This window comes from Actinomyces haliotis (genome assembly GCF_015355765.1).
GTDB classification, from domain to species: Bacteria; Actinomycetota; Actinomycetes; order Actinomycetales; family Actinomycetaceae; genus Actinomyces; species Actinomyces haliotis.
In genome coordinates this window covers 65464-80542 of the sequence record NZ_JACWNA010000020.1, presented here as the reverse complement: position 1 = coordinate 80542, position 15079 = coordinate 65464, and the positions used below count along the sequence as shown (strand labels likewise).

Below are 15079 nucleotides of genomic sequence, written 5' to 3'. Positions count from 1 at the left end.
CTCCAACCAGGAGCGCCGCGACGCCCTTGCCCCCTGGATCGAGCACTACAACACTGAACGCGGACACACCGCGCTCAACGGTCTACCTCCAACCAGCCGACTGTCATGAACCTGTCTGCCACCAACATCTAGGCGCGTGCGCGATAGTCTCCGCGCAGGCGCCCTCAGGGCGCACCCCGAGGCCCACCGGCGCACGGCGGGCAGGAAAGGCATCTTCATGACCGCAAGCAGCGACGCGACGAGCCAGCCGTCCGCCCCCTACGTCCCGGCCCCCGCCACCGCCGACATCGGCGTCTACGGGCTCGGCGTCATGGGCGCGAACCTCGCCCGGAACCTCGCCCGCCACGGTCACGCCGTCGCGGTGCACAACCGCACCGAGGCCCGCACCGTCCGCCTCATGGAGCGCTACGCCTCCGAGGGCGACTTCGTGCCCGCCACCGAGCTCGCGGACTTCGTCGCCTCGCTGCGCACGCCGCGCGTCGCCATCATCATGGTCCAGGCGGGCGCCGCCACCGAGGCGGTCATCGACCAGCTCCGCGAGATCCTCGAGCCGGGCGACATCATCGTCGACGCCGGAAACACCTTCTACGAGGACACCCAGCGCCGCGAGGCCTCCCTCAAGGAGTCCGGCATCCACTTCGTCGGCATGGGCGTGTCCGGCGGCGAGGAGGGTGCCCTCCTCGGCCCCTCGATCATGCCCGGCGGCACCGACGCGTCCTACAAGCGCCTCGGCCCCATGCTCGAGTCCATCTCCGCCCACGTCGACGGCGTCCCCTGCTGCACCCACGTGGGCCCCGACGGCGCCGGCCACTTCGTCAAGATGGTGCACAACGGCATCGAGTACGCCGACATGCAGCTCATCGGCGAGGCCTACAACCTCCTGCGCAACGTCGCCGGCCTGTCCGTCCCGGAGATCGCCGACGTCTTCCGCTCCTGGAAGTCCTCCGAGCTCGACTCCTACCTCATCGACATCACCACCGAGATCCTCGACCGCGTCGACCCGGCCACCGGCAAGCCCTTCGTCGACGTCATCGTCGACGCCGCCGGCCAGAAGGGCACCGGCGTGTGGACCACGCAGACGGCCCTCGAGCTCGGCGTCGCCGTCCCGGCGATCGCTGAGGCCACCTTCGCCCGCGCCGCCTCCTCCTCCACCGCGGCCCGCGCCGCCGTGCGCGAGGCCGGCCTCGACGCCGGGACGCAGGCCATCGACCTGTCCGACGCCGCCGCCAAGCAGGCCTTCATCGACTCGGTCCGCCAAGCGCTCTATGGCTCCAAGATCGCCGCCTACGCCCAGGGCTTCGACGAGATCAAGACCGCCTCCGACCTCTACGGCTGGAACGTCGACCTCGGCGCCATGGCACGCATCTGGCGCGGCGGCTGCATCATTCGCGCCCGCTTCCTCGACGACATCACCCGCGCCTACGAGGAGGACGCCGATCTGGCCTCCCTGCTCACGGCGCCGCTGTTCGCCCAGGCCCTCGAGGGCGCCCTGCCGGCGTGGCGCGAGGTCGTCTCGACCTCCGCGCTCACCGGCGTGCCCGCCCCGGCCTTCGCCTCCTCGCTGGCCTACGTGGACCAGCTGCGCGCCGGGCGCCTGCCCGCCGCCCTCGTCCAGGGCCAGCGCGACTTCTTCGGCTCGCACACGTACCACCGTGTCGACGACCCCGAGGGCGTCTACCACGTGCTCTGGTCCGAGGCGGGCCGCGCCGAGGAGAAGTGGAGCTGAGCCTGCTCCGTCCCTGACCTGACGGGTCCCCGGGACCCGTCGCAGGACCACCGCCCCGCACACGGGGCGACGGGCGCCCGGACGCACGCAGTGCGCCCGGGCGCCCGGCCGCAAGCCGAGACCGGGAGGCGAGGGAGTCTCCCCGTTCGCACCGCGCACCGTCGCGCCCGCACCCCGACCGCCGAGAGGACCCCGTCCATGACCGCACCGACCACCGCACCCGTCCGCCCGACGAGCCCCACCAACCTCGGACGCGAGGAGGCCGCCTGGCGCTCCGAGACCATCGACCTCCAGAGCCTGGCCGTCACCCTCGACCTCACGAGCGCGCCGGTCCCGGCCCACGCAGAGCCCGCCACGGGCTTCAACGTCCGCAGCGAGCTCACCCTCACCGTGCGCGGTGACGGCTCCGCCGTCGGACTCTGGATCGACTTCCTCGGCGAGCAGGTCCGCGCGCTCACGGTTGACGGCGAGCCCGTCGAGGTCGTCTGGGACGGCGCCCGCGTCGCCCTGCCGGAGCTGGCTGCCGGCCCGCACGCCGTCGCCGTCGACGCCGTCGGACGCTTCTCCAACTCCGGGCAGGGGCTCCACCGCTTCCACGACCCCGTGGACGGGCGCACCTACCTCTACACGCACTTCGAGCCCTCCGACGCCCGCCGCGCCTGGCCCTGCGCGGACCAGCCCGATCTCAAGGCACCCTTCCTCCTCACCGTCGTCCACCCGGAGGGCTGGACCCTCCTGTCGAACGGCGTCGTCGAGTCCGCCGAGGCCTCCGACGAGCTTGAGGGTGCGGCCGTCACGCGCTTCGCGCCGACGCTCCCGCTCCCGAGCTACCTCACCGCGGTCTCCGCGGGGGAGTGGCACCGCGTGAGCGCCGAGTGGCGGTCCGGCATCCGCCCCGATGACGCCCCCGTTCCCGTGTCCTGGTCCTGCCGCCGGTCCCTTGCCCAGCACCTTGACGGCGACGTCCTCCTCGAGACCACGCTCAAGGGCCTCGACCTCTACGACGAGGCCTACCAGTTCCCGTACCCGTGGGGCTCCTACGACTCCGTGCTGGTCCCCGAGTACAACCTCGGCGCCATGGAGAACCCCGGCTGCGTCACCTTCAACGAGGACGCCTATCTCTACCAGGGGCCCGTCACACGCGCCCAGCGGGCCGGCCGCGCCAACACGATCCTTCACGAGATGTGCCACATGTGGTTCGGGGACCTCGTCACCCCACGCTGGTGGGAGGACACCTGGCTCAAGGAGTCCTTCGCCGAGAACCAGGGCACGTGGGCCGAGGCCACCGCCACGGAGTACACCGAGGCCTGGGTCTCCTTCGCCTCGTCCCGGAAGGCCTGGGCGTACCTCGAGGACTCCCGGCCCGCGACCACCCACCCGATCGTCGCCACCGTCGACGACGTCGAGGCCGCTCGTCAGGCCTTCGACGGCATCACCTACGCGAAGGGCGCCGCCGTCCTCAAGCAGCTCGTCGCGCACCTGGGCCAGGAGACCTTCCTCGCCGCCGCCCGCGACTGGTTCCGCGGACACGCCTTCGCCAACGGCGACCTCGCCGAGTTCCTCGGGACGCTCTCAGAGGCCTCCGGCCGCGACATGGACGCCTGGGCGGACGCCTGGCTGCGCACCGCCGGCCCCTCGGTCCTGAGCGACGGGCTCGAGACCGACGGACGCACCATCGCGCGCCTCACCGTCTCTCAGTCCGGCGTGGACCTCGCCACCGGTGAGCCGGTGCTCCGGCCCCACACGCTCGTCGTCGGCCTCTACTCCTTCGACGAGGACGGTGCCCTCAGCCGGACCCACCGCCTCCCCGTCACCCTGGAGGCGACCAGCGTGGACGTCGCCGAGGCCGTCGGGCTGCCCGCACCGGACCTCGTCACCCTCAACGACGAGGACCTCACCTACGCCGTCATCCGTCCGGACGCCGCCTCCCTGGCGACCGCGCGGCAGGCGCTGTCCCGCCTGAGCGACCCGATGGCGAGGGCCCTGTGGTGGTCGACGCTCTTCAATCTCGTCCGCGACGGCCTCCTCAGCCCGGCCGCCTTCATCGAGACCGTCATCGCGCAGGCCGACGACGCCACTGACCCCGCGACGCTCACGACCCTGCTGGGGCAGGCCCAGCTCTGCGCCCTCGGCTACGCGAGCCCCGAGGACCGGCCCGCCCGACTCGTCCCGCTCCTCGGCGCCGACGGCGACGAGGCCGGGGTCAACGGCTGGACACGGCTCCTCACCGCCAAGGGCGGCTCCGACGCACAGCTCGTCCGCGCCCGCGCCTGGGTGGCCGCCGCCGGGCAGGCCGGCCTGCTGGCCTTCGAGCAGCGGGCGCTGGTCGTGAGCCGCCTGCGCTCCGTCCTCGACGGAGTCCTCCAGGGGCTCGAGCTCGACGATGACATCCGCTGGCGCGTCCTCATCTCGCTGGCACGCCTCGGCGAGCTACGCGAGGGGGAGCTGGCGGAGCAGCTCGCCCTCGACCCGAGCGCCTCCGGCCGGACCCGCTTTCTCCAGGCAGCCTCCTCCGAGCCCACGGCCGCCACGAAGGAGAAGCTCCTCACCCGTCTCCTCACCGAGGACGGGCTCTCGAACGACCAGATCGACGCCGTCATCGACGGCTACGCCGTCGCCGCGCACCAGGAGCTCACCGCACCGCTCACCGGCCGCTACCTCGGCGCGCTCGAGGAGCTGTGGTCGAGCCGCGGCCAGGAGGTCGCCACCTGGATCGTCCTCGGGCTCTTCCCCACCGTCGGAGACGAGACCGACCTCACGGCCGTCGACGGCTGGCTCGAGACGCACGACGGCGCCCCGGCAGCGCTGCGCCGCCTCGTCCTCAAGGGCCGTGACGACCTCGCCCGCGCCCTGCGGGCCCGCGGCTGAGACCGGACCCCAGCGCCCGGTGGGCGGCGCGTCCCGATCTGACGCGCCGCCCACCGGCCGCGATGGTGGCGCCGACGCCCGCAACGGTATGGTGAGCACAACGCGGTGCGCCGGGCACCGCCCGACCCGAGGGGACCAGATGTCGACTCCGATCGAGCCCGACCCCACATCGACCCAGACCTTCGGGGCCATCGACGTCACGAGCGACTCCGACGCGCCGCTCGTCGGCCTCTCGCAGCAGGACCGTGCGGCCATTGCAGCTCTCCCGCCCGGTACCGCGCTGCTCGTCGTCGGTCACGGCCCGACGACGGGCGCCCGCTTCCTCCTCGACTCCGAGGAGACGACCGTGGGCCGCCACCCGCGCGCCGACATCTTCCTCGACGACGTCACCGTCTCGCGCAAGCACGCGGTCTTCCTCGCCCAGCGCGGCGGCGGCTACCTCGTGCGCGACTCCGGCTCGCTCAACGGCACCTACGTCAACCGCCAGCGCGTCGAGTCCGCCGTCCTCCGGCCCGGTGACGAGGTCCAGATCGGCAAGTACCGCATGACCTACCACCCCGGCCCGGCGAAGGTGGTTCCGACGGGCTCAGTGCAGTGAGTCCACTGAACGCCCGCTCCGAGCAGGACGCCGCCGACGCCCCCGGCCCCTGGCCGCGGGGCGTCTCCCGCGAGCCCTCCATGAAGATCGGCGACGTCGTCGCGGCCCTCAAGGACGAGTTCCCGGCCCTGTCCATCTCCAAGGTGCGCTTCCTCGAGACCGAGGACCTCATCAGCCCGCACCGCCTCGGCAACGGCTACCGCCGCTACTCGAAGGCGGACCTCGAGCGGCTGCGCTTCGCCCTCACGGCGCAGCGCGACGAGTACCTGCCCCTCTCCGTCATCCGAGAGCGTCTCGCGGAGATGGACGAGGAGGCCTCGGCCCCCGTCCCGGTCGCCCCGCGCGTCGTCGCCTCGCACGGCCGCGTCGTCTCGGGCCCCATGGATCTCGAGTCCCTCGTCGCCGCCTCGGGCGCGACGGAGGACGAGGTCGCGGAGCTGGTCGGCCTGGGCCTCGTCACCCCTGACCACCGCGGGCGCTTCGACGTCCGTGCGCTGCGCACCGTCGTCCTCGCTCTCAAGGCCAACCGGATGGGTGTCCCGCTGCGCAACCTGCGCACGGTCCGCTCCTCCGCCGAGCGTCAGGCCGACGTCATCGACCAGGCCGTCCAGCACAAGCGGAGTCGGTCCGCCTCCGCGGGGGAGGAGGCCGCCAGTGAGCTGGCCGGTCTCATGAGCGAGCTCCACACCGCGCTTCTCCACCGCGCCGTCGACTCCCTGTCCTGAGCACTGCGAGGCCCGCGGCTCGTCCCTCCGAGGACCCTGGCCCGACGGACGACGTGGACGCTCCGTGCAAGGGGCGAGCCAGGCCGCTCATTCCGATGACACACCGCGCCGGGATCCGTAGGCTGGCGGCGTGCGGCCGATGACTCTCGTGGGCGTTCGCGCCACTGACTCCAGCACCGGGCTCGTGGCCATCCTCGTCGAGGACGGCGGCCCGGCGATGGTCGCCGTCCCCGTCACGGCTCGCGACGGTCTCGTCCTCGCGAGCGGCGACGAGGTGGCCGCGCCGACGTGGATCGACCTGCTCACCCGGACGTGCCGCGTCCTGGACGCTGCCCCCGCAGACGTCGTGGTGGACGTCGACGCCGACGCCAGGCTCACCGCACGGATCCGGCTGGTGCGTCCCGCGCCGCCGAGCGCCGCCGCCGACGCTTCTGCTCACCGAGCACCGGAGACGGTGGTCGCGTGCTCCACGGGCGAGGCCCTCGTGCTCTCCCAGCGCAGCAGGCTCGGCCTCGTGGCGACCGAGCGGCTGCTCGATGCCCACCGCCTCGACCTCGCGTCGGAAGGCTCGGAGGCGCACGTCGCCGCGTGGCGGCAGGAGCTCGCGGCCCTCGACGACGGTGCGAGGATCGACTGAGATGCGACACGCGGGACGCATGTGACTCATGTGACTCAAGTTGTGCGGTGCCTCACAAGGCAATTCCGTCCTGAGAAGGATGGCACGCCCGGAACCGCGCCGTTTCCGGCCGCCCGGCCAGCCCGGCCGAACCTGCACCACGCCCCCCGGGACCTTCACCACGCCCCGCCCCGGCGCGCCCTTCATTGAGGACCGCCCGAACGCCACCTATCGTGGTGCCCGGCCGGGAGGACCGGCCCGACCGTGCGTCCCAGCGCACGTCCCCGAACCGACAGGAGCCACCAGTGAGCGCGAACGAAGCGAGTGCCCCCGCAGCACCCCAGCGCACCCAGGGAATGCTCTTCGGCGACCCGCTCCCCGAGCTCGACGTCAACACCGGCTACCGCGGCCCCGTCGCCTGCCGGGCCGCCGGCATCACCTACCGCCAGCTCGACTACTGGGCCCGCACCGGCCTCGTCGAGCCGTCGATCCGCGGCGCCAAGGGCTCCGGCTCCCAGCGCCTCTACGCCTTCCGCGACATCCTGCTGCTCAAGATCGTCAAGCGCCTCCTGGACACCGGCGTCTCGCTCCAGCAGATCCGCATCGCCGTCAACGCCCTCCACGAGCGCGGCGTTGAGGACCTCACGGCCATCACCCTCATGAGCGACGGCGCCTCCGTCTACGAGTGCACGAGCGCCGACGAGGTCGTCGACCTCGTCCAGGGCGGCCAGGGCGTCTTCGGCATCGCCGTCGGGCGCGTCTGGCACGAGGTCGAGGGCTCCCTCGCGGCCCTGCCCACGGAGACCGCAGAGGAGCCGCCGGTCGTCGAGGACGAGCTCGCCAAGCGCCGCGCTGCCAAGCGCCAGGCCGGCTGAGCCCAACACCCCCGCAGCGACATTGAGGCCGGACGCCCTTCACGGGCGCCCGGCCTCGTCCTATGGTCGGAGGACCTGCCACCTCGACGAAAGGCGCACCATGAAGCTCGGCAGCTCGGACCTCGACGTCAGCCGGATCGGCCTCGGCGGCAACACCTTCGGCTGGACCTCTGACGAGGGCACCTCGCACGAGGTCCTCGACGCCTACCTCGCCGGCGGCGGCAACTTCGTCGACACGGCGGACGGCTACTCCGCCTGGGCGGACGGGCACGTCGGCGGTGAGTCCGAGTCCGTCATCGGCTCGTGGCTCGACGCCCGCGGTCGGCGCGAGGACGTCGTCATCGCCACCAAGGTCGCCACGAAGCCCGACCGCAAGGGACTCGCCCCCGACAACGTGCGCACGGCCCTGCGCGAGTCGCTCCAGCGGCTCCACACGGACCACGTAGACCTCTACTACGCCCACTTCGACGACCCGGAGACTCCGCTGGAAGAGACCGTCGCGGCCTTCGAGGAGCTTCGCTCGGAGGGACTCACCCGCTACGTCGCCGTCTCCAACTACACCCCGGAGCGCCTCGCCGAGTGGCTCGAGATCGCGGACTCCCACGGCTACGAGCCGCCCGTCGCGCTCCAGCCGCACTACAACCTCCTCCACCGCGGTGACGTCGAGGGCCCGGGCAACCGCGGCGAGGTCGCCGAGCGCGCCGGAATGGGCCTTGTCCCGTACTTCTCCCTCGCCGCCGGCTTCCTCACCGGGAAGTACCACGAGGGGGAGGCCGTGACCTCCGAGCGCGCGGGGATGGTGAGCGCGTACCTCAACGCGCCGTGCTTCGCCGCCGTCGAGGTGCTGCGCGAGGTCGCTCAGGCGCACGACGTCCAGCCCGCCGCCGTGGCGCTCGCGTGGCTGCGGGACCGCCCGGGCGTCGTCGCCCCACTCGCCTCCGCCCGGAACGTCGAGCAGCTGAGCCCCATCCTCGCGGCCCTCAGCCTCGAGCTCAGCCCCGAGGAGACCGAGCAACTCGCCGCGGCCTCCGACGAGGCCGCCGCCGTGCAGGACTGAGCGCCTGCCGGACAGCCAGAGGGGCCCGACCACTGCGGCCGGGCCCCTCTCACTGTGCGCGCCGCGGTGGCGACGCTGCGGACACGTCGCGGGTCAGGCGGTTCGCTCGCCGAGCGCGTAGGTGCGCGCGTAGCCGTCGCCGAGGTCGGTCAGGGTGACGCGGATGATGCCGGCGTCATCGATCTCGTAGCGCTCCTCGACGAGGGGGCCCTGGGCCGTGCGCGTGACGGCGACGGCCGCGAGGCCCTCCGTGTCACGCAGGGCGCGGTCGAAGGGGAAGCGGATCTCCGCGTAGGGCGCGAGCTCGCCGCGGGGCTCACCGTCGGCGTCGACGCCGGCGCACTCGACGAAGCGGAAGACGCCGAGGTTGTGACGCGCCGGGTAGCGACGTGTGATGACCGTGCCCGCGGTGCCGTCGGCGCTCGTCTGGATGGTGTCCTGGGTGAGCAGGGCGTCGAAGGACGTGCGGGCGCCGTCCTCGGCCTCGCGGAAGACGCCGAAGCCTCGCGAGAGCCGGTCCGTGAGGGCGAAGCCCGAGGCGCGGTCCGCCGCCACGGCCAGGCCGATGGCGGTCGAGGCGCCGGGCAGGGCGGAGCGGTGGACGCGGCGGCCGAAGCGCTCACGCAGGAGCCGCGGGACGAGCGGGAAGGAGGAGGCTCCGCCGACCAGGTAGACGCCGGCGACGTCCGTGAGGTCCGGCTCGCCGTCGTCGAGGCGCCCGGTGAGCGGCCCCATGACGTCGACCGTGCGCTCGACGAGGGGGAGAGCGGCCTCGTAGAGCTCAGACGCCTGGAGGACGACGTCGGTGTCGCGGACGTCGACGACGATGCGGCGGGTCTGGGGCGCCAGCGCCTCCTTGGCGTCGCGGCAGCGGTCGAGGAGGTCGTCGAGCTCTGCGTGGCTGAGCTCCTCCTCGGCGAGGCCGGCGCGGTGCAGGACCATCTGGGCGAGGAGGAGGTCGATGTCGTCGCCGCCCAGGTCGGAGACTCCGTGGGAGGCGAGGACCTCGTGCTCGGTGCCCTCGACGTCGACGAGGGACGTGTCGAAGGTGCCGCCGCCGAGGTCGTAGACGAGGACGCGGGTGCGCTTGGAGGAGACGGTGGAGCCCTTGCGGTGGGTGTACTCGAAGCCGGCGGCGCTGGGCTCGTTGAGGACGGCGGTCACGTTGAAGCCGGCGGCGCGGAAGGCGTCGATCGTGAGGAGGCGCTGGGCGCCGTAGGCGTGGGCGGGGACGGCGACGGCGACGTGCGTGTCCTCAGCGGCCGGGTCGAGGCCGTCGAGGGCGGGGGAGGCGAGGAGCTGGTCGCGCAGGTGCTCGAGGTAGGACACGAGGAGCTCGCGCACGGTGAAGGTGCGGCCGCCGAGCTCGACTGGGGTCTCGGCGGTGAGGGCGGGGTCGGAGAGACGCCGCTTGAGGCTGCGCAGGAGCGGCTCCCCGGCACGGGCCGCGTCGCGGGCCTCGAATCCGTGGACGAGCCCGTCCTCGGTGAGAGCGGTGAGGGAGGGGAGGTAGCCGTACTCGTCGCCGTCGGGGTCGGTGAAGCCGACGACCGGGTAGTTGCCGCGGTCCGCTCGGGCGACGACGGTGCGGGTGGTGCCGAGGTCGATGCCGAGGTCCAGGGTGGTAGGGCGTGCGGGGGACTGCTGGGTGGCGCGCGTGCGCTTGGCTGCCATGCCCTGACCTTATCGTCGGCGGCGGAGGCTCCTGTCAGTCCGCGGTGAGGCGTCGGGCACGGCGCTGGCCCGGCCACGGCAAGGGCCGCCCGCGCATGTCGATCCCGGCGTGGGCGTAGGCCCGCGGCATGGCGATCCAGGCCCATGTCCCGGCGACGAGCCCGAGCCCGGCTGTGGCCCACATGCCCGCGGTGAGGCCGACCGTGGCGGTGAGGGCGGAGACGATGAAGGGGCCGGCGGCGGCGCCGACGTTCCCGATGCCCTGCCACCACCCGAGGAAGCGCTCGCGTCCGGGGACGGGTGCGAGGTCCGATCCCATCGTCATGACGATGCCGGAGCCGAAGCCGTTGCCGAAGCCCATGAGGCACGTGCCGATGACGAAGCCGACCGGGGCCGTCCACACGACGGTGACGACGATCGAGGCGCCCATGACGAGGAGGGAGGGCACGATCCCGGCGAGGCGCCCGTAGCGGTCCATCCACCGCCCCGAGGGCAGGAACATGGCCACGTCGAGGAGCGCGCCGGCGGCGAAGGTGACCGAGATGAGGGCCTCCGACATGCCCAGGTGGGCTCCCCAGAGGGGGACGAGGACGTTGCGGTTGGTGCGCAGGAGCTGCAGGCACGTCATGGCCAGGGCGACGACGGCGGTGGCGCGGTAGTCGACCGCCGTGCGGGTGCGCTCGGGCGTGGTGCGCGTCGCCGGGGCGGGGGCGGCGGTCGTCGGGGCGCCCGTGGCGCCGGCCGGGTCGGCCGCGTGACCGCCGGGAACGGCTCCGTCCGTGCCGACGCCGGACGCGCCGCCCGAGCCGCGGCGCGGGGAGAGGCGCTCGGCCTCGGCGCGCGCGCGGGCCTCGTGGAGGCTCGCCGTCGGCAGGGCCTTGGCCAGGACGAGCCAGAGTGCGGCCAGCGCCATGACGGCCTGAAGGACGAAGGGGCCGCGCAGACCGACGGCGACGATGACCGCCGAGCCGATGGCGGGTCCGACGAGCACGCCGAGGCGCATCATCCCGCCGAGGAAGGACAGGGCGCGTGCGCGGGCCCAGACGGGCACGGCGTCGGCGACGTATCCCTGGCGGGCCAGCGCCCAGAGGTTGCCCGCCACCGCCTGGAGCACGACGGCGGCGACGAAGGCTCCCACCGCCACGGCGGAGGGGACGGACATGGCGGCGACGATCCCGTTCACCGCGCCCACCGCGAGGACGGTTCCGAGGACCATGGAGCGCCGACCACCGGCGCGGGCGACGACCGTCCCGGCCAGGGGAGCGGAGACGACGCCGACGAGCCCGAGCAGGCCCATGACGGAGGCGGCACCGGAGCGGCTCATCCCGACCTTGATGGCGGCCAGGACGAGGACGGGCTGGATGGCGCCCTGGCCGATCGCGAAGATGGCGGTCGGGGCGTAGACGCTGGCGCCGAGGGCCCGCAGGACCGGCCCGGCGTCGTCGGTGCGCGGGGCGCCGGGATCAGGGCGTCGTCGTCGGGGCTTCCTCACCCGTCCATGATGCCCGTACCGCGCTGCGCAGGGGCAGCGGGCCTCAGGACTGCGCGCGAGTCGACTCGCGGGACGGCGAGCTCGCGGAGGAGCCCACGGGCGCCCAGTGACGCTCGATGTCCTCGAGCGTCATGCGCGACGTCTCGGGCAGGAGGCGTTGCGCAAGAAGAAGGGCGATGACGTTGAGCGCGGCGAAGACGAGGAAGACGGGCCCCAGGCCCGCCCGGGCGAGGAGGACCGGGAAGGTCGAGGAGATGATCGCGTTCGCGACCCACTGGACGAGCACCGAGACGCCCACGCCGATACCGCGCACCCGGAGCGGGAAGATCTCCGAGAGCATGACCCACGTGACGGGGGAGACGGCGCCCTGCTGCCCGACGAGGAAGACGAGCATGAGGATGAGCACCGGCCAGGTGGCTCCGGTGCCGTCGGTGGCGAGCGAGATGGCACCGATGCCGACGAGCGTCACGACGATGAGTCCCTGGCCGACCGCGAGGAGCCGCTTGCGCGGGAGGACCCGGACAAGCCAGAGACCGAGGAGCGCGGCGACGACCGAGACGACCCCGTTGGCGATGGTGGCGGCGAGCGCGGCGTTCGTGCCCAGCCCGGTCGAGGCGAGGATCGTCGGCGCGAAGTACATGATCGCGTTGACGCCGGTGATCTGCTGGATGACGGACAGGCCCATGCCGACGGCGACGATGCGCAGGATCCACGGGGTGGCGAGGTCGGCGAGCCCGGCCCGACCGCTGGCCTCCTCGGACGCGAGTGAGCGCCGCATGGCGGCGATGCTCTCCTCAGGGTCCTCGGGGTGGGCCTCGTCGGCGAGCTGGGCGAGGACCGTGCGGGCCTCGTCCTCCCGGCCGTGGGCGACGTACCACCGCGGCGACTCGGGCATGACGCGCATGCCCACCCAGAGCGCCACGGCGGGCAGGGTGGCGACCGAGAGCATCCAGCGCCAGGCGCTCGGGTCGTCGTAGGCGGCGGCGATGCCCGCGTTGATGGCGTAGGCGGCGAGCTGGCCGGAGACGATCATGACCTGGTCGACGGCGACGACGGAGCCGCGCTTGGCCGCGGGGGAGATCTCGGCGAGGTAGACGGGCACGGTCGTGGAGGCGCCGCCGACGGCGACGCCGAGGACGACGCGGAACAGGACCATGACGCCGTAGGCGGGCGCGAGCGCGGCACCGAGCGCCCCGACGAGGAACACGGACGCGAGGACGAGGAGCCCGCGCCGCCGTCCGACGGCGTCGGCGAGCGCCCCTCCGAGGAGCGCGCCGACGGCCGCCCCCAGCGGCAGTGCCCCCGTGACGACGCCCTCGGCGGCAGGACTGAGGCCGAGGCCGCCCTGCCCGGTGGGCAGTGACATGAAGGGAAGCGCCCCGGAGATGACGCCGGTGTCGTAGCCGAAGAGAAGTGACCCGAGGGTCGCGATGAGTGCGACGAGGCGCACGGGACGGCGACGGGGGGCGGGCCCTGGGGCGGGACGCGGGACCGTCGTCGTGGCGACCTGGGATGCCTGCGCGGTGCTCTGAACTGACATGGGGGGTTCCTCGACGAGACGGGGTGCGGGCGGGCGGCGACCCACCGCGCGGTGACACACAGACCCTAGACGGGCCGTTTTTTTCCATACGGCGCAGGGCTAGATCGTGTCAGGTGGTGTCCGCCACACCACGCCATCACCTGAGACCTTGGCCCTGCTCGAGCCGCTCGGGTGACGAGTCCCACGCTCCGCCTCAGTGAACAGTTGGTGAACTCGTGGCATCTCGCTGTCCTCGCCCGTATCACGCCGGTAACAATGATCGAGGGCCGCTCACCGGCGGTCCGGCCGCCCCGGCCGAGCGCGCGCGACGCGCGGGCCACCAGGGCCCGGCAGCTGTCGGAACCAACCGGAAAGCGCATGTCAGCAACCCTCTTCATCGTGATCGTCGTCGTGGTGACCGCCATCGTCTTCGACTTCACCAACGGCTTCCACGACTCGGCGAACGCCATGGCCACCTCGGTCGCGACCGGCGCCTTCACCCCGCGTCGAGCCGTGCTCGTGGCCGCGGTGCTCAACGTCGTCGGCGCGACGCTGTCCACCGAGGTCGCCAAGACGATCTCCGGCGGCCTCTTCGACGACAGCCTCATCAAGGAGGCACCGGCCATGGTCTTCGCAGGCCTGGCCGGCGCCATCCTGTGGAACCTCGCCACCTGGCTGTTCGGCCTGCCCTCGTCGTCCTCCCACGCGCTGTTCGGCGGCCTCATCGGCGCCGTCATGGTCTCGGCGGGCGTCCAGGGCGTCCACTGGGGAACGGTCATGTCCAAGGTGATCCTCCCGGCGCTCGTGGCGCCGCTGGTCGCCGGCGCGGCGTCGGCGCTCGCGACCTGGTTCGCCTACCGGATCGCCAACCCCACCGACCCCTACTCAGAGAAGATCTTCCGCAACGGGCAACGCATCTCCGCCTCCATGGTCGCGCTGGCTCACGGGACCTCGGACGGCCAGAAGACGATGGGCGTCATCACGCTGGTGCTCGTCGCCTCGGGTTACCAGGCCAGTGGCACCTCGCCGCACGCCTGGGTCATCCTCGCTGCCGGCCTCGCCATCGGCCTGGGTACCTACTCCGGCGGCTGGCGCATCATGCGCACGATGGGCAGGGGACTCGTCCACGTCGACTCGCCCCAGGGCTTCGCCGCGGAGACGGCGTCGACGGTCGCGATCCTGGCGTCCTCGCACCTCGGCTTCGCCCTCTCGACGACCCACATCTGCACGGGCTCCGTGCTCGGCACCGGCATCGGTCGCGGCACGAAGGTCTCCTGGGGCACCTTCGGCAAGATGGCGGTCGCCTGGCTCATCACCCTGCCCTGCGCGGGCGTGGTCGGCGCGCTCACCTCCCTCATCGCCGTCAAGGGCGGCACGCTCGGCCTGCTCGTCGTCATCGTGCTCCTCGTCATCGGCGCTCTCCTCATCGTCCGTCAGGCCAACCACAACAAGGTCGACTTCTCCAACGTCAACGACGCTGACCAGGTCGTCGTCGCCAAGCAGAACGCCCCGGGGCTCGGCCGCGCGCCTCGCACCCGTGAGCAGGTCCGTCAGGAGCTCGTCGGCGTGGGCCCGACCGGTCGGCCCTCCCACACCGGGGTCGCCGGATCCCTCCTCAACAGCGCGTCCGAGACGAAGGAGAACCTCAAGTGAGCATCGACTGGGCCTCCCTCGGTCTCGTCACCGTCGTCACCGTCATCGCGACGAGCTTCGTCCTGGCCATCACGGCCGCCGCGGCCCGCATGCTCGACGACGTGCACGTCAAGCGCCAGAGCGGTGAGGTCGCCGGCCTCCACGCGGCCGAGGTGGCCGCAGGCTTCTTCCTCATCCTCGCCGGAGCGATCGTCCTCTTCGGTCTCTGGCTCATCATCCCGTACTTCCACTGAGCCCGATCGTCATCGCGGCTCCCGGCCCCGTCGTCCCCGTCTC

At 72.8% G+C, this 15079-nt stretch carries 13 protein-coding genes; 10 read left to right on the top strand and 3 right to left on the bottom strand.

Annotated elements, in window-relative coordinates; all coding sequences use genetic code 11:
* The 8 genes from IXW69_RS09405 to IXW69_RS09370 form a co-directional block, all read left to right on the top strand.
* Positions 1 to 109: integrase core domain-containing protein (locus IXW69_RS09405; RefSeq protein WP_194784358.1), on the top strand; the 109-nt coding region annotated here is incomplete at its 5' end.
* Between the two features lie 108 nt (positions 110 to 217).
* Positions 218 to 1726, top strand: a complete 1509-nt coding sequence (gene gndA, locus IXW69_RS09400; RefSeq protein WP_194786080.1) for an NADP-dependent phosphogluconate dehydrogenase — start codon at positions 218 to 220, stop codon at positions 1724 to 1726.
* A gap of 198 nt (positions 1727 to 1924) precedes the next feature.
* Positions 1925 to 4594: an aminopeptidase N gene (gene pepN, locus IXW69_RS09395; RefSeq protein WP_194786079.1), complete on the top strand. Its 2670-nt coding sequence runs from the start codon at positions 1925 to 1927 to the stop codon at positions 4592 to 4594.
* A 139-nt stretch (positions 4595 to 4733) separates the two neighbouring features.
* Positions 4734 to 5192: an FHA domain-containing protein gene (locus IXW69_RS09390; protein ID WP_194786078.1), complete on the top strand. Its 459-nt coding sequence runs from the start codon at positions 4734 to 4736 to the stop codon at positions 5190 to 5192.
* 80 nt (positions 5193 to 5272) lie between these two features.
* Positions 5273 to 5917 (top strand): transcriptional regulator FtsR, encoded by a 645-nt coding sequence (gene ftsR / locus IXW69_RS09385; RefSeq protein WP_194786088.1) that lies wholly within the window; start codon positions 5273 to 5275, stop codon positions 5915 to 5917.
* A 139-nt stretch (positions 5918 to 6056) separates the two neighbouring features.
* On the top strand, positions 6057 to 6554 hold the full coding sequence (locus tag IXW69_RS09380) for a bifunctional nuclease (protein ID WP_194786087.1): 498 nt from the start codon (positions 6057 to 6059) through the stop codon (positions 6552 to 6554).
* A gap of 335 nt (positions 6555 to 6889) precedes the next feature.
* The gene (locus IXW69_RS09375) at positions 6890 to 7408 is read left to right on the top strand and encodes a MerR family transcriptional regulator (RefSeq protein ID WP_067943145.1); all 519 of its coding nucleotides are present in this window, start codon (positions 6890 to 6892) and stop codon (positions 7406 to 7408) included.
* A 100-nt stretch (positions 7409 to 7508) separates the two neighbouring features.
* A complete protein-coding gene (locus tag IXW69_RS09370) occupies positions 7509 to 8465 on the top strand; it encodes an aldo/keto reductase (RefSeq protein WP_194786077.1) in 957 nt (318 codons plus the stop codon).
* A gap of 93 nt (positions 8466 to 8558) precedes the next feature.
* Here the strand turns inward: IXW69_RS09370 and IXW69_RS09365 are convergent, their stop codons facing one another.
* The 3 genes from IXW69_RS09365 to IXW69_RS09355 are packed head-to-tail and all read right to left on the bottom strand — an operon-like array spanning position 8559 to position 13171.
* Positions 8559 to 10139, bottom strand: coding sequence for an Hsp70 family protein (locus IXW69_RS09365; protein ID WP_194786076.1), 1581 nt, complete (start codon positions 10137 to 10139; stop codon positions 8559 to 8561).
* Positions 10140 to 10173: 34 nt separating this feature from the next.
* On the bottom strand, positions 10174 to 11631 hold the full coding sequence (locus IXW69_RS09360; protein WP_194786075.1) for an MFS transporter: 1458 nt from the start codon (positions 11629 to 11631) through the stop codon (positions 10174 to 10176).
* Positions 11632 to 11674: 43 nt separating this feature from the next.
* A complete protein-coding gene (locus tag IXW69_RS09355) occupies positions 11675 to 13171 on the bottom strand; it encodes a sugar porter family MFS transporter (RefSeq protein ID WP_194786074.1) in 1497 nt (498 codons plus the stop codon).
* Positions 13172 to 13528: 357 nt separating this feature from the next.
* On the opposite strand from IXW69_RS09355, the gene IXW69_RS09350 reads away from it, so the two are divergent.
* Entirely contained in the window at positions 13529 to 14803 is a 1275-nt protein-coding gene (locus IXW69_RS09350) for an inorganic phosphate transporter (protein WP_194786073.1), read from the top strand.
* Positions 14800 to 15036, top strand: coding sequence for a hypothetical protein (locus IXW69_RS09345; RefSeq protein ID WP_194786072.1), 237 nt, complete (start codon positions 14800 to 14802; stop codon positions 15034 to 15036). The genes IXW69_RS09350 and IXW69_RS09345 overlap by 4 nt, the downstream gene beginning before the upstream one ends.
* Positions 15037 to 15079 lie beyond the last annotated feature (43 nt).